Consider the following 26098-nt stretch of genomic DNA (forward strand, 5'->3'; position numbering starts at 1 on the left):
TCTCGGCGAAGGCCGCCACCCACGTCTTCGCCAAGGGCCCGTCCCAGTAACCGGCAACCAGGCCACGCCTGGCGCCCGGCACAATGTGACGCTCGCTACGCGTCCCCGGTGGGGCCCGGCGAAGGGCTCGGTGAAGGGCTTGGTCAGCGAAGGGCGTCGTCGGTGCGAGCGGTCCAGACCGCCAGGGCGGCGATCAGGGCGCAGGCGCCGCCGAGCCACAGCACGCCCTGGAGGCCGAGCGCGTCGACGATGACGCCGCCGACCAGCGCGCCGAGGCCGATGGCCAGGTTGAACACCGCCACCCACAGCGAGGAGGCCGCTTCCACCGTGCGCGGGGCGGACTTGATCGTCCAGGTCTGGAGGCCCACGGACACACCGCCGTAGGACAGACCCCAGACGATCAGCAGGATGGCGCCGCCGACCGCGGTCTGGCCCAGCAGCAGGAAGAGCGGCATCGCGACCGCGAGGGCCACGGCGATGACCAGCACGCTCCGGTGCACCCGGCGGGAGAGCGCCGCACCGGCGGCGAAGTTGCCGATCATGCCGGCCACACCGAACCCGAACAGCAGCGGACCGACGTAGCGCTCGTCGATTCCCGACAGCTGCTGCAGTGCCGGGCTCACGAACGTGTAGGCGGCGAAATGCCCGAACACGATGAGCACCGTCGCGATGATGCCAACCCGCACACCGGGGTTGCGGAACTGCTCCATCAGCAGCTTGGGACGGATGGCCTGCGAGGCGACCAGCCCCGGCAGCACCGCCAGTAAGGCGATGAGCGTGACCAGCGCCAGGGCGCTCAGCGCAGAGAAGGCGGTGCGCCAGCCGGTGAGGTCGCCGACCAGTGTGCCGAGCGGGACACCGAACACGTTCGCGGCTCCGACGCCGCCGAAGATGACCGCGGTGGCCCGCGGCACGTCCGCGGGGGCGACGAGCCGGACGGCGAGGCCGCCGGCGACGGCCCAGAAGCCGCCGATCGCGATACCGACCAGCACCCGGGAGCCCACCAGGACAGCGAAGTTCGGCGCCAGGGCCGAGGCCAGGTTGGAGACGGTCATCAGGGCCATCAGGCCGAGCAGCAGGAGGCGCCGGTCCATCGACCCGACGAGCATCGGAACCAGCAGTGCCGCGAACGCGGCGACGATGCTGGGCACCGTCACCATCAGCCCCGCCGTCCCCTCGGAGACCGACAGCGCGGACCCCACGGAGGTCAGCAGACCGATCGGCAGTTGCTCGGCGGTCACCAGCAGGAAGGTGCCCAGAGCCACCACGGAGACCGCCGGCCAGCGGCTTTTCTCCGGGGCAGCTGGTTCTTGTGTCGGGGCGGGGGTCTGTTCTGCGGTCGTCAACGGAGCCTCCTCCAACAGTTCGGGAGCGATCGCTCCCATACTGGCGACCCTAGTATGGGAGCGATCGCTCCACAAGTTGGGTAGGCTGAACACATGGCACGCCCCCGACAGTTCGACGAGAAGAACGCGGTCACGTCGGCGACCGAGCTGTTCTGGCGACGCGGTTACCACGCCACCTCGGTGCGCGACCTGGGTGACGAGCTGAAGCTCACGCCCAGCAGCCTGTACCGCACGTTCACGGACAAGCGCACGCTGTTCCTGCGCGCGCTCGACCACTACCGGGCAACCGAGTCGGCTCAGGCCCGGCAGCGGCTGGACGCGGCGGACCGTCCCGTCCGGGAGGTGCTGCGGGAATGGATGCTGTGGCTGGTCGGCTGCCCGGCCGACGGCGCAGCCGGCCGCGGGTGCTTCGTGGTCAACACCGCCACCGAGCTCGGCACCACCGACGAGGTGGTCCACCAGCGGACCGAGGCCGCCTTCGAGGTCACCCGGCAGGCCCTGCGCTCCGTGCTGGCCGAGGGCCGTGACCGTGGCGAACTGTCCGCCGGTCTCGACATCGACGGCGCGGTGGAGCTGTTGTTCACCACGGTGCTCGGCCTGCGGGTGCGGGAACGCGCCGGCCACGACATCGAGCGTCTGACCACCGCGATCGATCTCGCGGTCCACGCCCTGGGGCCCACGCCCACGGCACCCGCCTGACGGCACCGGGGTGGGCCAGCAGCGGGCCGCAGTAACCGGCGACCCGCGTGTGTCTGGTGCGCACTCGTACAGGATGATCCCGGTACGCGTGACCAGAAGGGCTGTCCGACTGACTGCCCGGGGATCAGCTGGCCCGGTTCGTCGCTGCAGGGGGGGCGGCGAGGGCCCGCAGCACCATGCGCCCGCCTGCTCGGCCGACTGCCGGCTGTTCTTCCGGGCGACCGGGGCCGGCATCCCGCGTACGTAGTCACGCATGCGACGCCGAAGCTCCACCTGGCCGAAACGATGGCCGATGCCGATGAAAAGGTCGTCGAGCTCCAGCTCCCATTGCGCGGCAGAACGCTCGGTCATCACGAGGAGACCTTGCCCTCGTCGCTGTCGTTACCGGCGGCGTTGTCGCACGTTCGAGGGGCGGCCCCCGTGAGACCGTCCCCGACCATGCCCCGGCCCGCCGCACTCCGGCCGCCCAGCCAAACCCACAGGTCAGACAGCGAAATCCTGCCGGAGTATTAGATCGGTTGGTCGGCGGTTTGCGCGGCCCGTGAGGCGAGGATGCGCAGACGGTCGTGGCTGGGTGTGCCGGGCTCGGCGGTCAGGGTGATGAGCTGCTGGTCGGGGTCGTCGGTGGAGGTGAGGAAGGACCAGTCGAGGGTGAGTGGGCCGACAACCGGATGGTGCAGCGTTTTCGTGCCCGATCCCTGCGTCGCGACGCGGTGCGCGCCCCACCAGCGTCGGAAGTCGGGGTCCTGAAGCGACAGCTCGCCCACCAGTTCGGCCAGCTGCGGATCTTTCGGATCGCGGGCGGCTTCCATGCGCAGCTGCGCCAAGGTCATCTGCGCTACCCACTCCCAGTCCGGGTACAGCGCTCTGACGGCGGGCTCGCGGAAGACCAGCCGCACGAAATTGCGCTTCCCCTCCGGGATCCGCGCGAAGTCGGTGAACAGGCCGGCCGCCATGGCATTCCAGGCAAGGATGTCCGTGCGGCGGCCGAGGACGACGGCCGGCGTGGTGGGCAGGTCATCCAGGAGGCGTTGCAGCTGCGGCTGGACCTTCTGCGTGTTGCGCCGACGCGGCCGGGCGGCGTCCCGGCCGGACAGTTCGAACATGTAGGCACGTTCGCCGTCATCGAGTCGGAGGACACACGCGAGGGTGTCCAGCACCGGTTCGGAAGCCTGACGCCGGCCCTGCTCCAGGCGCGTGTAGTAGTCGGGGCTGATCGACGCCAGCAAGGCCACCTCCTCACGGCGCAAGCCCTTGACCCTGCGCCTGCCGGCCGAATCGGGCAGCCCCGCTTCGGCCGGGCTCAGCTCTGTGCGTCGTGCCTTCAGGAAGGCGCCCAGTTCGCTGTCGCGGGAGTCGCTGCTGCTCATGGGTACAAGTCTTACAGCCCGCCGGGCCCCTGACAGTGGGCCTGCCGTGTCCCAGGACCACGGTGTCCGAGGACAGAAGAAGCCCCTTACCCGCCCACATGACGCGTGCGACTGTCGGTGACGTGGTCGGCGGACGGACTGTCCCGAGGTCAAGGTCCCGCCGGAAAAATCCGTGCCACCGCGAACACAGCACTTCGCCACCTGTACCAGGAGACACAGACAGTGAAGACCCGCGTCACCTTCCCCAGCGACGATCTCGCCCTCGCGGGGATTCTCTTCACCCCCGACGACTATGTCGACGGGTCACTGCCGGCCATTGTCATCTCCCATCCGGGAGGCGGCGTGAAGGAGCAGAGCCCGAGCGTCTACGCCGAGCGCCTGGCCCGCGCCGGATTCGCCGCGCTCGTCTTCGACGCCGCGTACCAGGGCGAGAGCGAGGGCGAGCCGCGCGGCATGGAGAACCCCTTCCAGCGCGCCGAGGACATCAAGTCCGCCGTGACCTACCTGACCTCCCGTGCCGACATCGATGCGGGAGGCATCGGAGCCCTGGGTATCTGCGCGTCCGGCGGTTACGTCCCCTACGCCGCTCAGACCGACCATCGCGTCAAGGCCGTCGCCACGGTCAGTGCCGTGGACCTCGGGTCGGTGTTCCGTGAGGGACTTGGCCGCACACAGGACCCGGCGATCCTCCAGGCCCTGCTCGACCAGGCCGGTGCGGCGCGCACCGAGGAGGCACGCGGCGCGGCCCCGCAGCTGGCGGCATGGATTCCCGACCAGGCCGAGGAACTGCTGGAGACCGAAACCAGGCAGTTCCGGGAGACGTTCGAGTTCTACTGCACCCCGCGCGGCTACCATCCCCGCGCGGTCCAGGGATGGGTACTGCGCAGCGTGGACCAGCTCGCCCAGTACGACTCGTACGCGATGATCCGGCTCATCTCACCCCGCCCCCTGCTGATGATCGCCGGTTCGGAGGCGGAGAGCGCCTACTTCAGCCGCGAAGCGATCGAGCGGGCAGCCGAGCCCAAGGAACTGGTCGTCATCGACGGTGCCACGCACATAGACCTGTACGACAAGGACGAATACGTCACCCCCGCCGTCGCCGAGCTCACCGAGTTCTTCGGCAAGCACCTGGCCGGGTGACTAGCCGCCGCTCCGGACCCGGGCAGTAGAGGCCGCCATAGGGTCTGGGGTCTGTCTTGCCCCCGGTTTTCCGTTGAGATGACCCGTTGGTGTGAACGCCGTCAGTTCATACAACCATGCCGACCGTATGGCAGTCGTACTCCCCGCACGTGTAGCACTGGCCTCGGGAGGCCCGCCGTGACAGGGCGTTTCCCCCGGGTGCCGCGGCCCTCGGGGAGCAGATCCGCATGACGTACCGCTTCAATCCTCCGCCAGGCTGGCCGACTCCCGCCCCGGGGTGGGTGCCGCCGCCCGGCTGGCAGCCTGACCCGTCCTGGCCCGTGCCTCCGGGGTGGCAGTTGTGGGTGCCGGAGCAGCCGGCGGTGCAGCCCGCCGCACCGGCGTCCCACGGCACGGCGACGGGCGCGGCTCCTGCCGGCCTGTTCGGGCGGCGGCGCAAGCAGGCCGAGGCGGAAGCCGAGCGATTGGCGGGGGAACTCGCGCACAGCGAGGAGCGTGCGCGGGCGCTGCAGGCGCAGGTCGACCAGCTGACGGTTCAGCTGAGCAGGGTGATCGGAGCCGACAGTGCGACGATCGCCGCTGAGCAGGAGAGGCTGCGGCAGTCCCATACCGAGAAGCTGGCGGAACTTCAGCGGATCGACGGGCTGCTGGACACGAAGGTGGAGCACGCCGCGGAGCGGGCCGCGCAGGCGCTGGTCGATGTGCGTGCCCAGGCGCAGGCGCTGGCCCAACAGGCGGAGCACGCCCGGGCGCAGGTCGCCGCGGCGCAGGCGGACCTGGTGGTCATCGACGAGGTACGGATGTTGCAGGAGGCCGGTGTCTACGAGTACCGGCACCCGTTGGCCGACGCGGTGGCGTATGCCGGTCAGTTGGAGCGGCTGAAGGCCCGGTACAAACAACTGGTCCGTGACAACGGCGCCGTGCTGGCCGCGCAGGACTGGACCGTGAACGGTTCGCTCACGCAGGGCCGCAAGATGGTGCGCGACTTCTCCAAGCTGATGCTGCGCGCCTACAACGCCGAGGCGGACAACGCGGTGCGCGGCATGAAGCCGCACCGGTTGTCCTCACTCATCGACCGGCTCGGCAAGACGCGCGAGACGATCGCGCGGCTCGGGGCCACGATGCACATCCGTATCAGTGACGAGTACCACCGTCTGCGCGTCCAGGAACTGGAACTCACCGCCGACCATCTGGCCCGCAAGGAGGCGGAGAAGGAGGAACAGCGGGAACTGCGGGCCCGACAGCGTGAGGAAGAGCGCCTTCAGCGGGAGATCGAACGTGAGCGGCAGCGTCTGGAGAAGGAGCGCGGGCACTACGAGAGCGCGCTGCGGCGGCTGCGTGCCGGGACCGGTGACCCGGCGGGCATCGCCGAGCTGGAGGGCAGGCTGCGGCAGCTCGACGACGACCTGCGGGCGGTGGACGCCCGGGAGGCCAACATTCGCGCCGGGTATGTGTACGTCATCTCCAACATCGGCGCCTTCGGCGAACGCATGGTCAAGATCGGGCTGACGCGACGGCTGGACCCGATGGACCGGGTCATCGAACTCGGCGACGCCTCGGTGCCCTTCCGTTTCGACGTGCACGCGCTGATCTTCAGTGAGGACGCGGTGGGCCTGGAGCGGCGCCTGCATCAGGAGTTCGAGGACCGGCGCGTCAACCGCATCAACGCACGACGCGAGTTCTTCTACACCACCCCCGCTGAAGTGCGTGCCGCATTGCAGCGTTTCGCCGGTCAGCACCTGTTGGAGTTCACCGACACCGCGGAGGCACCGGAATGGCGCGCGAGCAGGGCACTCATGCCCGGTTGAGGGTGCCCGCGCCGACTGCGACGTGCGGTACACGATGTGCGATGTGCGATACGGACCGGATCTCAGCCGCCGTCCGCGACCGGTGGTGCGGTGTCCGGGCGGCGGAGCGGCTTCGCCAGCAGTCCGTGGCGGGGTGCCAGCAGCCAGGTCAGGACGAACAGTGCGGTGAGTACCACGACCACCGAGCCGCCGGCCGCGAGGTCGTAGGCGTAGGAGACGTAGAGGCCGGCGGTGCTGCCCAGGCAGCCGATGGCCGAGGCGAGCAGGGTCATGGCCCACAGCCGCTCGGTGAGCATCCGGGCCGTGGCGGCGGGTGTGATGAGCAGGGCGAGGACGAGGATGTTGCCGACCGCTTCCAGGGACATCACGATCGTCGACGTGACGAGGACGTACAGGGTGAGGTCGAGGCGGAAGACCGGCAGCCCCGCGCTGCGCGCCGTCTCGCGGTCGAGGCTGACGGCGACGAGTTCCTTGCCGATCGCCAGGACGACCAGGACCAGTACGGCACCGATGCCGGCCACCGTCCACACATCCGCGGCACTGACCGCCAGTACCTGGCCGAACAGGAAGGACGAGAGGTCCGTCGTCCAGCTGTCGCGGGTGGAGACCAGGACGATGCCGAGCCCGAAGGCGAAGGCGAAGAAGACACCGATGACGGTGTCCTCCTTGAGCCGCCGGTTCTGCGAGACGAAGGCGATCAGCACGGCCGTGGTGACGCCGGCCGCCGCGCCGCCGAGCAGCAGGTTGCCCTGGAAGGCGTAGGCGAGGGCCACGCCCGGGAACGCGGAGTGCGCCACGGCGTCGCCGATGAACGCCATGCCGCGCAGCACGACGTAGACCCCGACCACGCCGCACACCGCGCCGATGATCGCAGCCACGGCGAACGCCCGTTGCATGAAAGGCAGTTGCCAGGGATCGGTGAGGAAAGCGACGAGGGCGTTCACGGTGCGGCCACCGTGCCGATCGCGCGGTCCAGGCCGAACGCCCGCAGCATCTGGTCCGGGTCGGCCAGCAGTTCCGGGCCGCCCGCGGCGACCACCGTGCGGTTGAGCAGCACCACCCGGCCGCAGGTGCGGGCGGCCGCCGCCAGGTCATGGGTGGTCATCAGCAGCCCTCTGCCTTCCGCGGCCAGCCGGCCGAACAACTCGTTGAGCAGTTCCTGGGTGGGGACGTCGACTCCGGTGAACGGCTCGTCCAGGAGCAGGACCCGGGGGCCGGCGGCCAGCGCCCGGGCCACCAGCACCCGTTGCCGCTGACCGCCGGAGAGCTCACCGACGGGCCGGCGCCGCAGCGCGGTGAGTCCGGTCAGCTCCAGCGCCTCGTCGACCGCCGCCCGGTCGGCGGCGCCCGGCCGGCGCAGCCAGCCGATCCGCCGGGTCCGGCCGGTCAGGACCGCGCCCGCGATGTCGATGGGGAAGTCCCAGGCGAACTCGTGGCGTTGGGGCACGTAGCCGACGCCCTCTCCGGCCCGGCGCCCGGTCCGGTTCGCCACGGTCACCTCACCGGAGGCCAGCGCGACCAGGCCGAGGGCGGCCCGCAGCAGCGTCGTCTTCCCGGCGCCGTTCGGGCCGATGAGACCGACCAGTTCCCCGGCGCCCACCGACAGGTCGGCCCGCTCCAGCACCGTGCGTCCGCCCAGGGCGACCGTCGCGCCGGTGATCCGCAGCAGCGGGTCCGTGCCGTCAGCCACGCCTGGTCCCGCGACGCCGGGCGGCCAGCACGGACAGGACGCCCGCCGCGGTGAGCGCGGCGGCGCTGCCGCCGGTGAGTACGGCGCCACCGGCACCGGTGGAGGCCATCGCGCCACCGGCGCCCTCCGACGCCGAGCCGTCCTGCGAGCCGCTCGTCGAGCCGGCACCGGACGTGTCCGAGGACCCCGGGTCGCCGTTCGAGGACCCGGCGGAGCCCTGGTCCGTGCCCCCGCCCGGTGACACCGTCGAGGGATCGGTGTCACCGACCACGAAGGTCACCGTCTCGGTGTCGCTCACGGCCTTTCCGCCGGCGAGCTTTCCGCTCATCCTGAACGTCAGCCGGTAGGTGCCCTGCGCGGTGAACGCCCAGCCGCCGTGGGCATGGGTGTTGGGGGCGACATCGAAGGAGTCCGGCACTCCGTCACCGCTGTCGAAGAGGACGTCGGCGCCGGACATGGCGTCGTAGGTGTACAGGGCGTAGGCGCCGGGACCGTCGACCGCGGTGAGGGAGAACCTCACGTTCCCCTCGGTCGCACCGGCGGTGATGTTGTCGGTCGACCAGCCGGGCCACAGCAGGCCCTCCTGCTGCACCTGGTCGAGCAGCCAGACCGGGGCGCCGGCCTGGCCCAGGAAGGTGAACTCGTCGTTGTCCGGGACGGTGTTCCTCGCGGCGGGCTTGACGTGCAGGACGACCGAGGACGGCTCGCGCCAGATGGTCCGCCCCGCGACCGTGCCGTCCTTGAGGTGGATTTGGAGCTTGCCGTCGACCACCCGCGCGGCGAAGTCGACGTGCCCGTCGTCGAGCACCTTCTTCTCCGACACGACGGCACTGTCATCGCCGTTGTCGTCGGCGGCGGCGGTGAGCGTGGTGGCCGTCGCGGTCTTCGCCGCCCGGGACCCGGCCTCCGACTCGTCCGCGATCGCGGCACCGGGCTGCTCGACGGCGCCCGATGACGCCGGGGTCTCGGGGAAGGGCACCTCCTGCCCGGCGGACGACTCGTCGGCCGCGGCCGTGTCTCCCACCACCACGGTGTACACGGTGCCCACGGACAGGTCGCGCCCGTCGGCCGCCGTGGCCTCCGCGTTGAAGATGACCTGGTAGGTGCCGTCCGCGCTGAACTCCCACCGTGTGTCGGCCCGTGCGCCGACCGGGAGCCGTCGTACGTCCGGCTGTCCGTCCGCGCTGTCGAAGAGCGGCTGGTCACCCTCCGTGCCGTACACCTTCAGCTGGCCCGGGCCGTCCACCCCGGCGAGGGACCACCGCACGGTGTCCCCGGCGACCGCCGACCCGGGGACGCCGGTGGTGTCCCAGCCGGGCGCCGAGTCGTCCCGCGTCCCCGCCCGGCCGACGCGCAGCAGGTGCGCGGTGTCCGCCGGGTCCAGGGTGAGGGTTCCGTCGGTGTAGGCGATCCGGCCCAGTTCCGTATCGGCGTCCGGCCCGTCGTCCGCGACGGCGGATCCGCCCTGCGCCACGGCCGCGGCGAGGACCACGGCCACGGCGATCCGCCGGTTTCTGCGTGTGCTGTCGTTGCTGACAGTGCTGGCAGTGCTGTTCGTACCGTTGGCACATTTCGTGCTGTTCATCGGGTCGTTCCCCCCAGGCACTTCGCGAGTTCCCGTGCGTTGTGCCGCATCATCGATACGTAGTCGTGGATCCTGTCGTCGAACGAGTCGCCGTAGAGGGTGCAGATGGCGACCCGCTCGTCCTCGGCGACCCGGCGCAGCACGTCGGCGCGGGCCGCCAGGTTCGGCTCCAGGAAGACGGCGGGCACCCGCTTGTCCCGGATGGTGTCGCCGAGCTGCTCCACTTCGGCGGCGCTGGGCTCCTGGTTCGGTACCGGCACGACGAAGCCCACCACCTTCATGCCGTACGCCTTGGCGAGGTAGCCGAAGGCGTCGTGCGTGGTGACGAGTTCGCGGTTCTCCTCGGGCACTGTCGCGAGCGTCCTGGCGACCTCCTGGTCCAGGGCGCCGAGCGTCCTGAGGTACGCGGCGGCGTTCTTCTGGTAGACCGCCCGGCCCCGCGGATCGGCCTCGGTCAGCTCGGCCTCGATCCGGCGGACGTACGCCTCGGCGTTGGCGACGTCCTCCCAGGTGTGCGGGTCGAGGTCACCGTGCACATGCTTGCCGATCACCGCCTGCGGCAGCACCCACAGCTCGTCGCCGGGCGCGCCGAGGAAGGCGTACGGCTTCTCCTCGGGCACCGTCTCCCTGGCCCGGTCGGGGACGTCGAGTACGACGTCCCCGGCGGCGATCCGCCGGGTCTCGCCGCTCTCGTCGCCGGCGCGGACGTACACCTTCCCGGTCTCCGCGTCGAGCGCGACGTCGGCGTGCCCGCCGTCGAGCACCTCGGCCCCGGCGGGCGCCTCGGCAGCGTCGCCGACGGTGAAGGTGAAGGTGCCGCTGCCGATCTTCGTGCGCTGTCCGTCCAGGGTCTCGGTCTGTCCCTCGACGGTGAGCCGGTAGGTACCGGGCGCGCTGAAGGCCCAGTTGACGTGGGTGTGCGCCTCGGGCGGCAGGGTGAAGGAGTCGCTCTCGCCGAAGCCGTCGGAGGAGTCGACGTACACCTGGGGTCTGCCGAGCGTGTCGGTGAGGTAGACCCGCAGCTCACCGGGGCCCTCCAGCTTCGTGGCCGTGGTACGGACCTGGGAGCCGGCGCCGGTGACCTCGCCCTCCACGGCCCAGCCGAGCCAGAGGACGTCCAGGCCGAGGTCCTCCTCCAGTTCGAGCACGGTGCCGCCGTACTCTTCGAGCCGTTCACCCAGTTCGATCTTCGGGACGGACTCACCGGCGTTGCTGTGGACCATCTTCATGATCCCCGGCTCCTCGAGCAGCAGGCCGTTGCCGAAGACGATGTCGGCCCGGGTGACCCCGGTGGCGTCCCCGGGGCTCGGCTCGTAGGAGTGCGGGTCGCCGTCGCGCGGCACGATCGAGGTGACGTCGACCCGGTCACCGCCGACCCGGCGGACCAGGTCGGCCACGACGGCGGTGGTGGTGGAGACGTTCAACTCCGCGTCGGACCGGCTTTCTTCGAGCCCGCCGCAGCCGCTGAGCAGGGCGGCCGTCACGAGTAACGCGGCGGTGAGACCTCTCGGGTGCCCCCGCATGGGGCTCCTCCTTCACTGGGGATTTGGCTGGTCTGACTGATGTGGCTGACCCGGCTGAACTCGGCGCTGTCATGGGGTTGTACGCCGGCGGCGGCGCACGAGGAACACCGTTCCGCCGCCCAGCACGAGGGCGGCGACCGCGATACCGGCGACCACCGTGACCCGTGCGCCGGTGGTGGCGAGCGCGCCGGCGTTCCCGGAGGACGAGCCGCCGGCCGTGCCCGATGACGTCGATACCGCGCCGGTCCCCGATCCGGTCCCGTCCGCAGCGCCCGCCGCGTCCGACGAGGCGGACGCGACGGACGACGGAGCGGGCGAACCGCCCGGTGCCGCGGAGGCGGTGCCCGACGAGGTCGCGGTGGGTGTCGTACCGGGTGTGGTGGTCGGTGTCGCCGTGGGCTCGTCGCCCGCACCGGGCGCGACGGCCGACGGATCGGTGCCGTCGCCCACCACCCACGCCAGGGTCCCCGTGTCGGACACCTCCGTACCGTCGGCGAGGGTGGCGCTCAGGGTGAAGGTGGTGCGGTAGACGCCTTCCGCGGCGAAGGCCCACACGGTGTGCCGGTGGGTGGGCACCGACAGGTCGAAACGGTCCGGCAGCCCGTCACCGCTGTGAGCGTGGGTGATCACCGAGCCGACCGAGCCTTCCGTGAAGACACTCACCGAGCCCGGTCCGCGTACGGCGTCGAGCGAGAAGGTGACCCGTCCGTCGATCTCGGAGCTCGTGAACTGGTCCGTGCTGAACCCGGGCCAGACCAGACCGTCGACCTGCTGGATGGGCAGCCACCACACCGCGTCGCCCACCGCCCCGAGGAACTCGTACCCCGCGGTGATCTTCCGCCGGGCCCCCGGCTTCACGTGCAGTACGACCGCGTCCGGCTCGTGCCACTCGTACGACTGCGTACTGCCCTCCTTCACCTGGAACCGCAGGGCGCCGTCGACCGGCCGGGCGGCCAGGTCCAGGTGCCCGTTGTCGATGACGTGCGCGGCGGGTGCCGGGGACGGCGGGCCGGTGTCCGGCGGGGGAGTGGTGGGTGCCGGCGTGGAGCCGTCGCCCGGCAGGACGTCCTCCGGGGCGACGTCGTCACCGACGACCACGGTCAGCGTCTCGGTGTCGGCCGTGCCGCCGCCGCGCACCGTGAAGGTCAGCCGGTAGACGCCCTCTGCGGTGAACTGCCAGGTGGGCAGCAGCCGTTCGGTGCCGCCGGGGAGGGTGAAGGAGCGCGGGACGGAGGCGGCGGTGCCGAGGTACGGGACCGCCGGAGCGTTCACGTCGTCCATCTCCGGCGTGTAGGTGGCCATGCCGAAATCGCCGGGTCCCTCGAAGCCGGACAGTGTGATGTCGGTGTCACCGCCCGCCTCGGCGCCGTTCCAGCCGGGTTCCGGCGCGAAGATGTTCGCGGCCTCCCAGCCGTTGAGCTGCCAGCTGTCCAGAGTGGTGGTGCCCAGTGCGGTGGCCAGCGGATCGACGGTGTACTGCAAGGTGGACGGCACCGCGTGCAGCACCACCTGGGACGGCTCCCGCACCACCGGCGTACCGCCGCTGCGGTCGTCGATCAGCAACTGGAGCGCGCCGTCGACGGGACGGGGTGTGAGGTCGAGTTCGCCTTCGTCGAGGACGACGGCACCGCCGGCGGCGCGGGCGTCCCCGCTGCCGCCGGCGACCAGCCCTGCCGCGCCCAGGAGCACCGCGGTCGCCACGGTCAGCACCGCGCCGGTGAGAGCGCGTCCGTTGCGCGCCAGGGCCGGGGTCACGGGCTGACGACCACCGTGTACGTCTCGGTGGCGGACTCGGTCACACCGCCGGCCGTGCCCTGCACCTGGAAGGTGAGCCGGTAGGTGCCGGCCTCCTCGAAGGCCCAGTTGGCGTGGTTGTGCGCGCCGACGGGGAAGGTGCGGGACTTGTAGGAGGTGGTGGCGGTGTCGCTGTCGTACCAGCGGACGCCGTTCCCGGTGTAGATGCTGAAGTCGTCGGTCGCGGCACCGTCGCGGGTGGCGGTCAGGAGCCGGTAGCCGACGGTGTCGCCGGTGAAGACGCCGGTGGTGAGGTGCTCGGTGGAGACGCCGGCGAACAGGACGCCGGCGGCGTCCGCCTCCGCTTCGGTGTCGGGCAGCAGCCATATCTGGCCGCCGGCGCCCAGGAAGCCGTAACCGGGGTTGGTGACCTTGGCGGCGGCCGGCACGGACAGTGTGACGTCCGCCGGCTCGTACTCGGTGTCGGTCTCCTCGTCGTGGACGTGGAGGTGCAGGTCGGCGCCGTCCCACTCGGCGTCGAGGACATCGACGTGGCCGCTGGTCAGAGTGGTGGCGGCGAAGGCGGAGGTGTTCAGACCGGCGGTGGCGATCGCGGCGGCGGCGAGGCCGGTGACGGTGAGCAGACGTCTGTGGGTACGCAAGGGAGAACCCCCTAGGTCATGTTCATGCCCCCTCGGACACATTCAGAGACGATAATCGTTTTCATCAAGCTTTCGCAATGGCCGGCGTGCAGGCATCGAAGGGATGTGACTGGCTGACTGGGTGTCAGGTCATTTCGAGTCCACCCTTCCCAGTGGTTCGGCGGCCGTGGTCAGGGCGTGGCGGGCGGTGGGCCAGGCGTCGTCGACGCCCATCGCGGTCCGCAGGTACGCCACGGTGGCGCGCTGGACGAGGGCGACCCGCTCGGGGCTCTCGTCGGTGGTGCGGGTGTCGTGGGCGCCCTGGATGCCGCCGAGGCCGTGTTCCGCGCCGAAGAGGGTCAGCAGGTCGGTGGCGCCCGGGCTCAGGCGGTAACCGTCGGTGAACCAGTCCGGGCCGCGCACCGTCAGCGGCGACTGGTCCCGGTCGCCGGCGACCACCAGGCTCGGTGTCTTGAGTTCGGCGAAGTCCGGGCTCATGAACGGGAAGTACTGGGTGGCGAGCGGGCTCAGGTCGGTGCCGCCGGTTCCCGGCAGGCAGAGCAGCACGGCCGCCCCGACGCGGGGATCGGCCATGCTCGCACCGGGCGTGCCGTCGGGGCCCAGGACCCGGGCGCCCACCAGTGTGCTGGCGGTCTGCGCGCCCCACGAGTGCCCGGCGACCGCGACACGGTCGTGGTCGCCGCGACCGGTCAGCCCCTGCACCTGGGCCTCGATGGTGCCGAGGTGGTCCAGGGCGGCGGTCAGGTCGTCGGTCCTGATCCGCCAGATGAGCGCGGTGCGCGGGTCGTCGGGCGGCAGGCCCAGCGAGTCGAGGTGGGTCGGCTGCACGACGACGAACCCGTGCGCGGCCCAGAAGCCGGCCAGTGGCGCGTAGTCGTCCATGGTCAGCGTCGCGCCGTGCGAGAAGAGGACGACGGGCAGGTCGCGTCCGGTCGTAGGCGCCGTGACCCGTACGTGCAGGTCCTGGCCCCGGCCGGGGGCGGGGAGCGCGACCGGCCTGACGGTGACGGTCGGGGTGGCGGGGGTGTCCGTGGTGGTGCCGTGCATGAGGAGAAGACCCTTCTGGGCAGGCGTCGGAGACCGTAAGGCGCGATGAGCTGCCATAATGGCAATGCGGAGCGCCGCTCCGGATGGGTCCCACAATACGGAGCGCCGCTCCGCTTCGCAACCAGGGGTGTCCTCGATGTCCACGGACGAAACGTCGTCGTCCTCCACCGGCCGACGCAAGCGATCCGATGTCCGCCGCAACGAGCAGGTGCTCCTGGACGCCGCCGCGGCCGTCTTCGTCCGCACGGGGGTGGATGCCCCGGTGCGGGAGATCGCCGCCGAGTCCGGCCTGGGTATGGGCACCATCTACCGCCACTTCCCCACCCGGGCGGACCTGGTGGTCGCGGTCTTCCGGCACCAGCTCGGCGCGCTCGCCGCCGCCGCGCACACCCCTCCCGCCGCCGGTACGCCGTACGAGGCTTTGCGGCTGTGGGTGCACCAGTTCGCGGACTTCCTGGTGACCAAGCACGGCCTGGCCGAGGCGATGCGCTCGGACCAGTCCGGGTTCGAGAGCCTGCACAGCGAGTTCGTCGAGCGTCTGCTGCCGGTGCTGGAACAGTTGCTCACGGCGTCGGCGGCCGCCGGCCACACCCGCGCGGACGTACGCGCCTACGACCTCATGCTCGCCGTCGGCAACCTGTGCATCGGGGTCGGCACCTTCCCCGACTACCGGGCCCGCCACATGATCGACGTACTGCTGGCCGGCCTCGCGCGGGCCCAGGAAGCGGGTGGCACCGCTCTCGGGGCGGGGCCCTCAGGACAGTGACCGGTGCGCGCTCTTCAGGGCGTCCCGGAAGCGGTCGACGTCGGCGGGTTCCAGCTCCTGGACCATACGGTCCTCCAGTCGCCGGGCCGGCTCGGCGTAGTCGGCCAGCAGCCGGCGGCCGGGGGCGGCGAGGCGGATGACCTTCTCCCGCCGGTTGTCCGGGTGCGGCTCGCGCCGGACGAGGCCGCGGCTCTCCAGTGCGCGGACCATGTCGGCCATCGACTGCGCGGTGACGAAGGAGTCCCGGGCCAACTGGGCGGCGGACACCCCGTCGTGCCGCTCCAGCACGGTCAGCGCGGTGTACTGGAGCGCGGTGACCCCGGCGGGCTTGAGGAGTTCCTCCAGCCTGGCCCGCACGACGAGTTCCGCCCGCTTGAGCAGGTAGAGCAGGGAAGGTCCCGCCGTCACCCCGGGTGCCGCCGCGGGCGGTGCCGTCTCCGTCATGCCGTGCCTCCGCTGGCAGCCGTTCCGCCTGTCACAGCGGCCCACCCTAAGTCATTGACAGGAATCCTGTTGAACCAGAACACTGAGCCAATCGACAGGAATCCTGTTGTTTGCGGCGGGTGGCAGCCCTGTCGGAACCGCTGCTCACGGGAAGAGGCGCAGTCATGGAACCGCACGGCAGAGCCGCCGTCGTCACCGGAAGCGGCCGCGGACTGGGACTGGCGTACGCCCGGGCGCTCGCCGCCGCCGAGGTGACCAGCACCGTTCCGGCGCTCACCCCGGTCATCGAGGAGGCCGAGCACACCGGCGCACCGCTGCCCGACCGGCTGCGCGAGGACGGGAACCTCGGCACCGTCGAGGACGCGGCGGGCCTCATCACCTTCCTCGCCTCCGACCGTGCCAAGGACAGCACCGGGCGCGCGGACATGATCGCCGAGCGGTGGCACGACCGGCGCCGGCGCCGGGCCAGAGACGTACGGCAGCCCCGCCCCGAGGCCCCGGAGGTCTGAGATGAGCGACCAGGCGATCGATGTCACCGCGCTGACCGCCATCGACGTGCACACCCACGCCGAGATCTCCCGCAGCGGCCACGGCGCGCTCGGTCCGGAACTGTTCGGTGCTTCCGAGGAGTACTTCAAGGCGTACGGCCACCGGCAGCCGGCCATCGACGAGATGGCCGCGTACTACCGGGAACGCCGGATGGCGGCCGTGGTGTTCACCGTGGACGCCGAGCACGCCACCGGTCACCCCCGCATCGCCAACGAGGAAGTCGCCGAGAACTGCGCCGAACACGCCGACGTCCTCGTCCCGTTCGCGAGCGTCGACCCGCACAAGGGCCGGGCGGGCGTGAGGGAAGCACGGCGGCTGGTGGAGGAGTACGGGGTGCGCGGGTTCAAGTTCCACCCCAGCCTCCAGGGGTTCTCGCCCGACGACCGGATGGCGTACCCGCTCTACGCGGTGATCGAGGAACTCGGCGTGCCCGCGCTGTTCCACACCGGGCAGACCGGCATCGGCGCCGGTGTGCCCGGGGGCGGCGGCATCCGGCTGAAGCACTCCAACCCCATGCTCGTCGACGACGTGGCCGTGGACTTCCCCCAGCTGCGTGTCATCCTGGCCCACCCCTCCTTCCCCTGGCAGGACGAGGCGCTCGCGGTCGCCACCCACAAGCCGCACGTGTACATCGACCTGTCGGGCTGGTCGCCGAAGTACTTCCCGCCCCAACTGGTGCGCTACGCCAACTCGCTGCTGAAGGACAAGGTGCTCTTCGGCTCCGACTACCCGGTCATCACCCCCGACCGGTGGCTGGCCGACTTCGAGAAGCTCGACCTCAAACCCGAGGTGCGGCCGAAGATCCTCAAGGACAATGCCGCCCGGCTGCTCGGCCTGACCAGGGACTGAGGGGGAACGCCGTGCGCAACGAGGGCATCGGCTCCTGGCCCGCCCGCCGGGCCCGCAGGACACCCGGACGAACCGCCGTCATCCACCACGACACCCAGCTCACCTACGCGGACCTGCACGAACGGGTGCTGCGGCTGGCCCACGCGCTGCGCTCGCGCGGAGTGGCGCGCGGCGACCGGGTCGCCTACCTCGGCCCCAACCACCCGGCGTTCCTGGAGACCCTGTTCGCGGCCGGTGTGCTCGGCGCCGTCTTCGTGCCGCTCAACACCCGGCTGGCCACACCGGAACTGGCCTACCAGCTCGCCGACTCGGGCAGCACCGTACTGATCCACGACACCGGCCACGCCAGGACTGCCGCGGCGGCCCTCGCGGACGGGCCCGTCCGGCACCGGATCACCCTCGGTACGGCCGCCGCCGGCGCCCTCGGCTACGAAATGCTGGTCACCGGCGCCACGTCCGAACCCCTGGACGAACCCGTCGCCCCCGACGACCCCTGCGTCATCATGTACACCTCGGGGACCACCGGACGTCCCAAGGGCGCCGTACTCACCCACGCCAACCTCACCTGGAACAGCGTCAACGTCCTCGTCGACACCGACCTGGCCGCCGACGAGGTGACACTGGTAGTCGCCCCCCTGTTCCACACCGCCGGACTCGACATGACCTGCCTGCCCACCCTCCTCAAGGGCGGCCGGGTGATCCTGATGGAGACCTTCGATGCCGGGCGGGTACTGGAGGCCGTCGAACGCCACCGCGTCACCTACATGTTCGGCGTCCCCACCATGTACGACGCGATGGCAGCTCAGCCGCGGTGGCCGTCGGCCGACCTGTCCAGCCTGCGCTCCCTGATCTGCGGGGGCGCACCCGTGCCGACGCGCACCATCGACACCTACCTCGCCCGCGGCCTGGCCTTCAGCCAGGGCTACGGCCTGACCGAGGCGTCCCCCGGTGTGCTCTTCCTGGACCGGACGCAGGCGGCGGCGAAGGCCGGGTCCGCCGGGGTGCCGCACTTCTTCACCGACACCCGGGTGTGTCTGCCCGACGGACGCGCCGCCGGCCCCGGGGAGCGCGGCGAGATCCTCGTGCGGGGTCCGAACGTCATGCGCGGCTACTGGCACCGGCCCGGGGACACCGAGGCCGCCTTCACCGACGACGGCTGGCTGCGCACGGGCGACGTCGCGCGGACGGACGACGACGGATTCGCGTACATCGTCGACCGCGTCAAGGACATGTTCGTCTCCGGCGGGGAGAACGTCTATCCGGCCGAGGTGGAGGACGCGTTGCTGAGTCATCCCGCGGTCCGCGAATGCGCGGTCGTCGGCGTACCGGACGCCGAGTGGGGGGAGACCGGCCACGCGGCCGTCGTGCTGCACCCCGACGCCCGCGTCGACGGTCGGCAGCTACTCGCGCATCTGCGCGGCCGGCTGGCCAAGTACAAGATCCCGAAGAGCGTCGTCTTCGTCGCCGACCTCCCCCGCACCGCCTCCGGGAAGATCGTCAAGCCCGCGGTACGTGACACCTGCCCGCCGGGCCCCGCCACGTCCGCCCACCCGTGAACCCCATGACGTCCGGCGGCGACGACGTGATCAACCGCCGGCACGAGAACGGGGTGTCCCCCCGACTGCCCGCAGCGCGACGAACGCCTCGGCTGGACCGGCGGCATCCAGGTCTCGCCCCCAACGCGCTCCGCGTGGCCGGTCCCGCTTCCCCCGGCGCTGCTTCGTAGGACCGGATGCGACAATGAGCGCCGGGGGCCGCAACCGGGGCAGCAGTGGACCGCAGGTGAGACATGGAGACCAGGCTCGTGCCCGTCCAGGGCCCGGCGGAGCCGAGGGCGTGGCGTCATGGATGAGGTCGCGCTCACGGCCGCCGGCCTCTACGCCATCGTGCTGCTGCGGGCCGGCGGGACCTACGCCGTGGGCCGGCTGGCCGGCGCCGGTGCCCGGCGCAGCAGGTTCGCCGGGCGGTACTCACCGGACCGGTTCCGGCGCGTCGAACGGGCCATCCAGCGCTGGGGCGCGCCGGTGGTGGCCGTCTCCTTCCTGACCGTCGGTTTCCAGACCGTGGCCAACTTCCTGGCCGGGAGCATGCGGATGCCCTTGCCGCGCTATCTGCCCGCGCTGTTCGTGGGCGGAGCGGCCTGGGCGCTCATCTACGCGACCGCCGGGCTCGGGGTCCTCGAACTGCTGGAGCGGCTGTTCGCCGAGCAGACGGCGTTCGGGGTGGCCGCCGTCGCCGTCGTCCTGCTCGCGGTGTGCGGGGCGGTGGTGTACCGGCGGCGGAAGGGCTCGCCGGAACTCCGTGACACGGTGGCCGAGGAGCACTGACGGCGCCCCGTTCTCCCGTGGCGGTCGTCATCCCGTCACCCCCGCCCGGGCCAGGCACCGGGCCAGGTCCGAGCGGGAGCGGACGCCGAGCTTGCGGTAGACGCGGGTCAGGTGCGACTCGATGGTCTTGCGGGACAGGAACAGGGACGCGGCGGCCTCCCCGTTGCTGAGGCCCTCACCGATCGCCCGGGCCACCTGAAGCTCCTGGGGAGTGAGGCGGGTGAGCGGCAGCGGCGCGTCGCCGTGGACGGCGCGGTGACCGGTCGCGGCGGCCTCGCCCCGGGCCCGCAGCGCCCACGGCGCCGCACCCAGCGCGGTGAACGTCCGCTCGGCGAGCAGCAGCGGTTCCCGGGCCGCCGACGGCCGCCGGAAGCGACGCAGCACCTCACCGGCGGCGAGCAGAGTCCGGGCCCGCTCGTAGCCCGGTTCCCGACCGCTGTGGACGCCTTCCGCCACGGCCAGCCAGTCCCCGGCCTCCTCGGCGGACCGGGCCAGCAGCACCCGGCAGCGGGCGTGCGCCGCGGCCGGCCAGGCCAGCCCGGTCGCCCGCGCCCGCTCCCGCAGCCAGTCCGCGACGCCGACCGCGCCCGCCCGGTCCCCGGTCCGCAGCCGTGCCTCCGCGAGATCCGCCACCCAGGGCATGAGGACCGGGTTGACCAGGCCCGACTCGTGCGCCAGGGCGAACGCCGGGTCCAGCTGCGCACGTGCCGTGTCCGGGTCGCCGGCGGCGAGGGCGCAGGTGCCGAGCGCGCCCCGCGCGAGCAGTGTCAGGCCGCGCAGCCGGCCGCCGCACCCGTGCTCGTACCCGGCCACCCGCTGCCGGCAGTCCGGGCCGTCGCCGCGCAGCGCGGCCAGCCGCGCGAGGTGCAGCAGCGCGTACCCGGTCAGCGCCAGCTGCCCGGACTCCCGCGCCCGGCGCAGCGCCTCGGCCGCGTCCGCCCGGGCCGCCGGCCAGCGCGACCAGATCTCCGCCTCGCAGCGCGCCAGCAGGGCGTACGGCAGCAGGGCCGGGGAGCCGTCCCGGCGCAGTCCCTCGATCACCGGGTCCAGCACTCCGCGGGCGAGGGCCCCGTCGCCGGTCCAGGCCAGGCCCTGCCCGAGCTCCGTGGCCGCCTGCCGGTCGGCGAGGTCCGGTCCGGCCGGGCCGGCGGCCCGTTCCAGCAGGGCGAGCAACGCCGCCCGGCCCGCGCGCACGTCACCGCCCAGGAGGTGCGCGCGGGCCTGGGCGACGGTGGCGTGGGTGCGGACCGGACCCATTTCCCGGGCGGGGCGGTCCGGGTGTCGCGTGCTGTCCCCCGCCAGCTCCACGCAGCGGGCCGCGAGCTCGCACACGTCGCGGATCCGCCCGTCCATCGCCGCCGCCACCGCGGCCGCCCCGTACAACCGCCCGGCCCGGGTGCGATCCGCCCGTGCCACCGCCCGGGCGGCGTCCGCCAGCGACTGGTGCGCCCGGGCCGGGTCGCCGAGGCAGGTACGGGTCCGGCCGCGCAGCAGTTCGACGTCCGCCGTCAGCAGCGGGTCCCGGGTGGTCGCGAGGGCCTGCTCGCACCAGCGCGCCGCGTCCCGTGCCGTACCGCCCGCGAAGGCGTCGCGCGCGGCCTCGAACAGCCGGTGGGCCGTGTCCTCGGGGTCCGCCGACAGCTCGGCGGCCCGGTGCCAGGCGCGGGCGGCGGCGGCCGGCGCGCCGTCCTGCCGGGCCCGCCGGGCGTCGGCCACCAGGCGGACGGCCACGGACTCGTCCGGGCCGGGGGCGGCGGCGGCCAGGTACCAGGTGCGCAGTTCGCCGGAGCTCACGGCGGCCAGCCGCCGGTACACCGCCAGCCGCCGTACCGTGGCGCACTGCCCCAGTACCACCGGCCGCAGCACCGGATGCCGCAGCTCGCACCCGCCGTCCCGGACACGCACCAGTCCGGCCGCCTCGGCCGCGTCCAGGTCGGCGGTGGTGAGCCCGCCGGCCGCCAGCGCGCGGCGCAGCGAGGACCAGCGCGGGGTCCGGCCGGCGGCGACGTACACCAGGGCCTCCAGGCTGCGCGGCGGCAGGGCGCGCAGCCGCCCCTGCCAGGCGCGCGCCACGAGCGGGCCGGGCGTCTCCCAGAAGTCGTCCCGGGGCTCGGCGCCGCCCGCCCGGACCCGGACCAGTGCCGTCGCGTACTCCACCAGCACCAGCGGGTTGCCGCCCGCCAGCCGTACGATCCGGTCCGCCGCCGGGTCCGCCCGGTCGAGGCCGTGGCGGCCCAGCACCGCCCAGCAGCCGTCGTCCGTGAGCGGTCCCAGTACCGTGTGCGGCACACTCTCCCGGAGGCCGTCCTGGTCCGTACCGCTCGGGGTGGCCAGGACCAGGGCGACCCGGAGCGCGGCCAGCCGCCGGGCCACGAACTGGAGCACCTGCCGGGAGGCCGGATCGGCCCAGTGCAGATCGTCGACGAGGACCAGCAGCGGGCGCTGCGCCCCGGCGGCGGCCAGCACACCGAGCGCGCCCGCGCACACGGCGTACGGGTGCGGCCCGGCCGGCTCGGTGAGCGCGAGCGAGCCCTCGACGGCGTGGCGCTGGACCGGTGGCAGCCCGGCGAAGTGACGGCGCAGCGGCAGCAGCACCTCGGCCAGCACCGCGTACGGCAGCACCGCCTCCGCCCGCGCGCCGCGCGCCCACAGAACCCGGGCGGCGCCCTCGCAGCGGGCCGCCGTGTGCCGCAGCAGCGCGCTCTTGCCGATGCCCGGTTCGCCGCTCAGCAGCAGGGCACCGCCCCGCTCGGGCAGGGCGTCCACCAACGCGTCCACCCGATGCGCCGCCGGGTCCCGTTCGGCATCCCGGCCGGCGAGCCCGTGCGGCCCGCCACCGGACGCGCCGGGCCGCACGAGACAGTACGTCCCGTGGACATGCGATCCCGTGGCGCTCGTCGCCCCCCTGGTCTCCGCGGTCCTGCTGATCGCTTCGTTGCCCGTCCCGCTCACGACGCCCCCGTAGGCGATGCGGCCGCTCCCCAGCAGCCGTTCGCCACCTGCCCAGAGTGCCCCCGCGAGGCGGCCGGCCGGAAGGGCCGGAGCGTTTTGCCGACACCTTGTCCGGAAACCGGGCCCGTCCGCGGCAAGGGACCTACGGCGGTCCGCGCACGGCACCCCGGCCGATGACGTAGCCGTACCCGCGCACCGCCCGGCCGGGGCCGACCGGGCGGGCGGAGGCAGGGAGTTCCCCGATGCCGGGGCCGGCGCGAGCGGGACATACTCGCCTGTTCCCAGACCACGGAAGGGGCACGGGCATGGCCGAACAGGGGCAGATCCGGCGGATGATCACCAACCTCACGCACGGCGGGCACTCGATTCTCGACAGCGCCGATCCGCAGGAGAAACAGAGCCAGCTCAGCGCGGTGGTCCAGGAGACCGCCACCGCGGCGGCACGCGTGGGCACCACGTCCTTCCAGTACTTGTTCGCCGACCTCGCGGAGAAGTTCCCGGACCGGCACCTGCCGCAGGGCGACGACGAGACGGTCGCGAAAGTCGTCAAGGCCCTCGACGACCTCGGCGCCGCGATGGTGGAGACCGGCGGTGACGCGCGCGATCCGCGGATCGACTCACCGATCCCGCCGGTGCACACCTACTGGGGCCAGTTCGTCGACCACGACCTGACCGCCGCGACCGACAACGACAAGAAGATCAGCATCACCGACGAGCCGCTGCCGCCGGTTGCGCCCGGCGAGGTGGTCCGGCAACTGGAGAACCTGCGGCTGCCCGCCCTCAACCTCGACTCGGTCTACGGCGACGGACCGTTCGCGGCACCGGTGGCGAACCGGGACGCCGTTCCCTACGACGGCGTCAAGTTCCGGCTGGGCCTGCTCTCGCCCGTCCCGGCGTCGGCCGGGGTGCTGATCCCCCCGGTCGGCGACCAGCAGCGGGACCTGCCGCGCAAGGCCGACGGCACGCCGCTGATCGGCGACAGCCGCAACGACGAGAACCTCGTGGTGGCCCAGTTGCACGTGGCGTTCCTGCGCTTCCACAACGCCGCCGTCGACTGGGTGCGCGACCACGAGCCCGAGCGGGAGACGGACGCCGAGGTCTTCCAGCGGGCCAGGTCCCTCACCCGCTGGACGTACCAGTGGCTGTGCGTCCACGACTACCTGCGCACCGTCGCCCGCCCCGACGTCGTCGACCAGGTGGACACCGCCGAGGGGAACCTGCTCGACCCGCGCCGCCGCGGCACCTACATGCCGGTCGAGTTCTCGGTGGCCGCCTTCCGCTTCGGCCACAGCATGGTGCGCGGCGCCTACGACTGGAACCGCAACTTCGGCCGCCCCGGCGACAACGTGGCGCCCGTCGCCACGCTGAACCAGCTCTTCCAGTTCACCGGCCGGGGCGGCTTCGCCGGCAGCCTGACCACCCTGCCCAGCAACTGGCCGGTGGAGTGGGACCGGATGACCGACCGCAACAGCCAGTTCGCCAACCGGTTCGCGCGGCTCATCGACACCAGGCTCGCGCCGCCGCTCGCCGACCTGGTCCTGGAGGGCACCGATCCCGGCCTGCCGGACCGGATCAGGGCCCTGCTCAAGCACCTCGCCCGCCGCAACCTGCTGCGCGGCTACCGGCTGGCGGTGCCCACCGGCCAGGCGGTGGCCGAGGCGCTCGGCGTGCTGCCGCTCAGCCGGGCGGAGCTGGAAGCGGGCAGCAGCCAGCAGGTCAAGGAGGCCCTGGCGGCCGGCGGCCTGTTCGAGGCCACCCCGCTGTGGTTCTACGTGCTGAAGGAGGCCGAGGTGCGCGAACTTGGCCGGCGGCTCGGCGAGGTCGGCAGCCGCATCGTCGCCGAGACCCTCGTCGGACAGCTCCGCGACGACAGCGGCTCGTACGTCAACCAGACGAGCTGGAGCCCCGCCCAGGGCGTCCGGCTGCCCAGCGGCCGGCCGGTCCGCACCATCGCGGACTTCCTGCGGTTCGCCGGCGTCCTCTGACCCCGCCCGGCACCGAGCGGTGTCCCGCCACCGCCCGGTTCACCGGCGCGAGCGGCCGCGCGGCCCGGCCGCGGCGGTCAGCAGCGGGGGCCGGGCACGCTCCCCGGCCCCCGCTCCGATCCCCGGCCCGGCCCCCGCCCCCGTACCCGCCCCGCCCCGCGCCGCAGCAGCGGCCAGGCCAGCAACAGCACGATCACCGCGTACACCGTCACCGCGAACGGCGTGTTCACCAGCCCTGTCACGCTGCCGTCGCTGAGCTGGAGCGCGCGCCGCAACTGCTGCTCGGCGGCCGGGCCGAGGATCACACCGATGACGGCGGGCAGCACCGGCAGTCCGTAGCGCCGCATGCCGAAGCCGACCAGGCCGATGATCAGCAGGATCACCAGGTCGACCACCTCGCCGCCGACCGCGTAGGCACCCACCGCGGCGAAGAACAGGATGCCCGCGTACAGGTAGGGCCGCGGGACGCGCAGCAGCCGGGCCCACACCGGGGCCAGTGGCAGGTTCAGCGCGAGCAGCAGCACCATGCCGACGAAGAGGGACGCGATCAGGCCCCACACCAGGTCGGGTTCGCGTTCGAAGAGCAGCGGGCCGGGCTGGATGCCGTACTGCTGGAACGCGGCCAGCATCACCGCCGCCACCGCCGTCGTCGGCAGCCCCAGCGTCAGCATCGACACCAGCGTGCCCGCCGCCGACGCGGACGCCGCCGACTCCGGTCCGGCCACGCCCTCGATGGCGCCCCTGCCCCACTCGTCCCGGTGTTTCGACAGCCGTTTCTCGGTGACGTACGACAGGAACGTCGGGATCTCCGCGCCGCCCGCCGGGATCGCGCCGAACGGGAAGCCGATGAGCGGGCCGCGCAGCCACGACTTCCAGGTACGGCGCAGATCCGCGCGGCCGAGCCAGGGACGGCCCACCGGGATCGGCTCGGCGGCCCCGCGCCGCAGATGGGCCGCCACCCACAGCGCCTCGCCGATCGCGAACAGACCGACCGCGACGATCACCACGTCGATGCCGTCGGCCAGTTGCAGGAACCCGAAGGTCAGCCGCTGCTGGCCGGTCGTCCGGTCCAGGCCCACCAGCCCGATCGTCAGGCCGATCAGCAGCGACGCCAGGCCGCGCACCCGGGAGGAACCCAGCACGGACGTCACCGCGATGAACGCCAGCACCATGACCGCGAAGTAGTCCGGCGCGCCGATGTCCACCGCCAGCCCGGCGACCGTCGGCGCCAGCGCCACCAGCAGCACCGTGCCGATCATGCCGCCGGCGAAGTGCCCCACGGCGGCCGCCGCCAGCGCCTGCGCGCCGCGCCCCGCCCTGGCCATCGGGTTGCCCTCCATCGCCGCCACCACGGCCGCGCTCTCGCCGGGGGTGTTGAGCAGGATGGAGGTGGTGGAGCCGCCGAACATGGCACCGTAGTAGATGCCCGCGAACATGATGAACGCGGCCACCGGGGCCAGGCCGTACGTCACCGGCAGCAGCAGCGCGACCGCCATCGCCGGGCCGATGCCGGGCAGCACGCCGATCGCCGTGCCGAGCAGCACCCCGAGGGCCGCCCAGAGCAGGTTGAGCGGGGTGAGGGCGGTACCGAAGCCGTCCAGCAGGGAGCCGAGGGCGTTCAT

At 72.5% G+C, this 26098-nt stretch carries 21 protein-coding genes and 1 pseudogene; 10 read left to right on the forward strand and 12 right to left on the reverse strand.

The genetic code is table 11. From position 1 onward, the window contains the following. Positions 1 to 143: 143 nt before the first annotated feature. Positions 144 to 1346 (reverse strand): MFS transporter, encoded by a 1203-nt coding sequence (locus AB0G32_RS28570; protein ID WP_361169326.1) that lies wholly within the window; start codon positions 1344 to 1346, stop codon positions 144 to 146. A 93-nt stretch (positions 1347 to 1439) separates the two neighbouring features. Between AB0G32_RS28570 and AB0G32_RS28575 the strand changes: the two genes are divergently transcribed. Next, positions 1440 to 2045: a TetR/AcrR family transcriptional regulator gene (locus AB0G32_RS28575; RefSeq protein WP_361169329.1), complete on the forward strand. Its 606-nt coding sequence runs from the start codon at positions 1440 to 1442 to the stop codon at positions 2043 to 2045. 509 nt (positions 2046 to 2554) lie between these two features. Here the strand turns inward: AB0G32_RS28575 and AB0G32_RS28580 are convergent. Next, entirely contained in the window at positions 2555 to 3415 is an 861-nt protein-coding gene (locus AB0G32_RS28580; RefSeq protein ID WP_361169332.1) for a helix-turn-helix domain-containing protein, read from the reverse strand. A gap of 222 nt (positions 3416 to 3637) precedes the next feature. Between AB0G32_RS28580 and AB0G32_RS28585 the strand changes: the two genes are divergently transcribed. Both AB0G32_RS28585 and AB0G32_RS28590 read left to right on the forward strand, forming a co-directional pair. After that, the gene (locus AB0G32_RS28585) at positions 3638 to 4555 is read left to right on the forward strand and encodes an alpha/beta hydrolase (protein WP_361169335.1); all 918 of its coding nucleotides are present in this window, start codon (positions 3638 to 3640) and stop codon (positions 4553 to 4555) included. Positions 4556 to 4899: 344 nt separating this feature from the next. Beyond that, a complete protein-coding gene (locus AB0G32_RS28590) occupies positions 4900 to 6363 on the forward strand; it encodes a DUF4041 domain-containing protein (protein WP_361169338.1) in 1464 nt (487 codons plus the stop codon). Between the two features lie 62 nt (positions 6364 to 6425). Here the strand turns inward: AB0G32_RS28590 and AB0G32_RS28595 are convergent, their stop codons facing one another. The 7 genes from AB0G32_RS28595 to AB0G32_RS28625 all read right to left on the reverse strand — a co-directional run bounded on the left by AB0G32_RS28595 (position 6426) and on the right by AB0G32_RS28625 (position 14604). After that, entirely contained in the window at positions 6426 to 7307 is an 882-nt protein-coding gene (locus AB0G32_RS28595) for an anchored repeat-type ABC transporter permease subunit (RefSeq protein ID WP_361169341.1), read from the reverse strand. Then, the gene (locus AB0G32_RS28600) at positions 7304 to 8053 is read right to left on the reverse strand and encodes an anchored repeat-type ABC transporter ATP-binding subunit (protein WP_361169343.1); all 750 of its coding nucleotides are present in this window, start codon (positions 8051 to 8053) and stop codon (positions 7304 to 7306) included. Before AB0G32_RS28600 ends, AB0G32_RS28595 begins: the two co-directional genes overlap by 4 nt. Next, positions 8046 to 9638: a TIGR03773 family transporter-associated surface protein gene (locus AB0G32_RS28605; RefSeq protein WP_361169346.1), complete on the reverse strand. Its 1593-nt coding sequence runs from the start codon at positions 9636 to 9638 to the stop codon at positions 8046 to 8048. The genes AB0G32_RS28600 and AB0G32_RS28605 overlap by 8 nt, the downstream gene beginning before the upstream one ends. Further along, positions 9635 to 11161 carry an anchored repeat ABC transporter, substrate-binding protein gene (locus AB0G32_RS28610; RefSeq protein WP_361169349.1) on the reverse strand — a complete coding sequence of 509 codons (1527 nt, stop codon included), beginning with the start codon at positions 11159 to 11161 and terminating at the stop codon, positions 9635 to 9637. The genes AB0G32_RS28605 and AB0G32_RS28610 overlap by 4 nt, the downstream gene beginning before the upstream one ends. A 69-nt stretch (positions 11162 to 11230) precedes the next feature. Next, positions 11231 to 12916 (reverse strand): choice-of-anchor M domain-containing protein, encoded by a 1686-nt coding sequence (locus AB0G32_RS28615; protein WP_361169352.1) that lies wholly within the window; start codon positions 12914 to 12916, stop codon positions 11231 to 11233. Then, a complete protein-coding gene (locus AB0G32_RS28620; RefSeq protein ID WP_361169355.1) occupies positions 12913 to 13557 on the reverse strand; it encodes a choice-of-anchor M domain-containing protein in 645 nt (214 codons plus the stop codon). Before AB0G32_RS28620 ends, AB0G32_RS28615 begins: the two co-directional genes overlap by 4 nt. 129 nt (positions 13558 to 13686) lie before the next feature. Further along, positions 13687 to 14604, reverse strand: coding sequence for a chlorophyllase (locus tag AB0G32_RS28625; RefSeq protein WP_361169358.1), 918 nt, complete (start codon positions 14602 to 14604; stop codon positions 13687 to 13689). 136 nt (positions 14605 to 14740) lie between these two features. On the opposite strand from AB0G32_RS28625, the gene AB0G32_RS28630 reads away from it, so the two are divergent. After that, positions 14741 to 15370, forward strand: coding sequence for a TetR/AcrR family transcriptional regulator (locus AB0G32_RS28630; RefSeq protein ID WP_361169361.1), 630 nt, complete (start codon positions 14741 to 14743; stop codon positions 15368 to 15370). Here the strand turns inward: AB0G32_RS28630 and AB0G32_RS28635 are convergent. Then, complete coding sequence (locus tag AB0G32_RS28635; RefSeq protein WP_361169364.1) at positions 15359 to 15814, reverse strand: MarR family transcriptional regulator; 456 nt, start codon at positions 15812 to 15814, stop codon at positions 15359 to 15361. The two genes, AB0G32_RS28630 and AB0G32_RS28635, sit on opposite strands and share 12 nt — an antisense overlap. A gap of 164 nt (positions 15815 to 15978) precedes the next feature. Between AB0G32_RS28635 and AB0G32_RS28640 the strand changes: the two genes are divergently transcribed. The 5 genes and pseudogenes from AB0G32_RS28640 (at position 15979) to AB0G32_RS28660 (ending at position 19539) form a co-directional block, all read left to right on the forward strand. Next, entirely contained in the window at positions 15979 to 16323 is a 345-nt protein-coding gene (locus tag AB0G32_RS28640; protein WP_361169366.1) for a hypothetical protein, read from the forward strand. 1 nt (position 16324) lies between these two features. Further along, positions 16325 to 17212: an amidohydrolase family protein gene (locus AB0G32_RS28645; protein ID WP_361169369.1), complete on the forward strand. Its 888-nt coding sequence runs from the start codon at positions 16325 to 16327 to the stop codon at positions 17210 to 17212. An 11-nt stretch (positions 17213 to 17223) separates the two neighbouring features. After that, the gene (locus AB0G32_RS28650; protein ID WP_361169372.1) at positions 17224 to 18768 is read left to right on the forward strand and encodes a long-chain fatty acid--CoA ligase; all 1545 of its coding nucleotides are present in this window, start codon (positions 17224 to 17226) and stop codon (positions 18766 to 18768) included. A 51-nt stretch (positions 18769 to 18819) separates the two neighbouring features. Continuing rightward, positions 18820 to 18885, forward strand: a pseudogene (locus AB0G32_RS28655) (hypothetical protein); the annotation flags it as partial. A gap of 171 nt (positions 18886 to 19056) precedes the next feature. Continuing rightward, positions 19057 to 19539, forward strand: a complete 483-nt coding sequence (locus tag AB0G32_RS28660) for a VTT domain-containing protein (protein ID WP_361169375.1) — start codon at positions 19057 to 19059, stop codon at positions 19537 to 19539. A gap of 27 nt (positions 19540 to 19566) precedes the next feature. Here the strand turns inward: AB0G32_RS28660 and AB0G32_RS28665 are convergent, their stop codons facing one another. After that, complete coding sequence (locus AB0G32_RS28665; protein WP_361169378.1) at positions 19567 to 22656, reverse strand: AAA family ATPase; 3090 nt, start codon at positions 22654 to 22656, stop codon at positions 19567 to 19569. Between the two features lie 140 nt (positions 22657 to 22796). On the opposite strand from AB0G32_RS28665, the gene AB0G32_RS28670 reads away from it, so the two are divergent. Then, positions 22797 to 24476 carry a heme peroxidase family protein gene (locus tag AB0G32_RS28670; protein WP_361169381.1) on the forward strand — a complete coding sequence of 560 codons (1680 nt, stop codon included), beginning with the start codon at positions 22797 to 22799 and terminating at the stop codon, positions 24474 to 24476. A gap of 77 nt (positions 24477 to 24553) precedes the next feature. Here AB0G32_RS28670 and AB0G32_RS28675 read toward each other — a convergent pair whose 3' ends face one another. After that, the gene (locus AB0G32_RS28675; protein WP_361169383.1) at positions 24554 to 26098 is read right to left on the reverse strand and encodes a tripartite tricarboxylate transporter permease; all 1545 of its coding nucleotides are present in this window, start codon (positions 26096 to 26098) and stop codon (positions 24554 to 24556) included.

It is taken from the genome of Streptomyces sp. NPDC023723, assembly GCF_040639815.1.
Lineage (GTDB): Bacteria > Actinomycetota > Actinomycetes > Streptomycetales > Streptomycetaceae > Streptomyces.

Bases quoted from the DNA above. Each gene is read 5' to 3' on its own strand.
- AB0G32_RS28640 (WP_361169366.1), top strand. From the start codon at position 15,979: ATGGAACCGCACGGCAGAGCCGCCGTCGTCACCGGAAGCGGCCGCGGA.
- AB0G32_RS28660 (WP_361169375.1), top strand. From the start codon at position 19,057: ATGGATGAGGTCGCGCTCACGGCCGCCGGCCTCTACGCCATCGTGCTG.
- AB0G32_RS28610 (WP_361169349.1), bottom strand. From the start codon at position 11,161: ATGCGGGGGCACCCGAGAGGTCTCACCGCCGCGTTACTCGTGACGGCC.
- AB0G32_RS28675 (WP_361169383.1), bottom strand. From the start codon at position 26,098: ATGAACGCCCTCGGCTCCCTGCTGGACGGCTTCGGTACCGCCCTCACC.
- AB0G32_RS28580 (WP_361169332.1), bottom strand. From the start codon at position 3,415: ATGAGCAGCAGCGACTCCCGCGACAGCGAACTGGGCGCCTTCCTGAAG.
- AB0G32_RS28575 (WP_361169329.1), top strand. From the start codon at position 1,440: ATGGCACGCCCCCGACAGTTCGACGAGAAGAACGCGGTCACGTCGGCG.
- AB0G32_RS28645 (WP_361169369.1), top strand. From the start codon at position 16,325: ATGAGCGACCAGGCGATCGATGTCACCGCGCTGACCGCCATCGACGTG.
- AB0G32_RS28605 (WP_361169346.1), bottom strand. From the start codon at position 9,638: ATGAACAGCACGAAATGTGCCAACGGTACGAACAGCACTGCCAGCACT.
- AB0G32_RS28630 (WP_361169361.1), top strand. From the start codon at position 14,741: ATGTCCACGGACGAAACGTCGTCGTCCTCCACCGGCCGACGCAAGCGA.
- AB0G32_RS28670 (WP_361169381.1), top strand. From the start codon at position 22,797: ATGGCCGAACAGGGGCAGATCCGGCGGATGATCACCAACCTCACGCAC.
- AB0G32_RS28625 (WP_361169358.1), bottom strand. From the start codon at position 14,604: ATGCACGGCACCACCACGGACACCCCCGCCACCCCGACCGTCACCGTC.
- AB0G32_RS28635 (WP_361169364.1), bottom strand. From the start codon at position 15,814: ATGACGGAGACGGCACCGCCCGCGGCGGCACCCGGGGTGACGGCGGGA.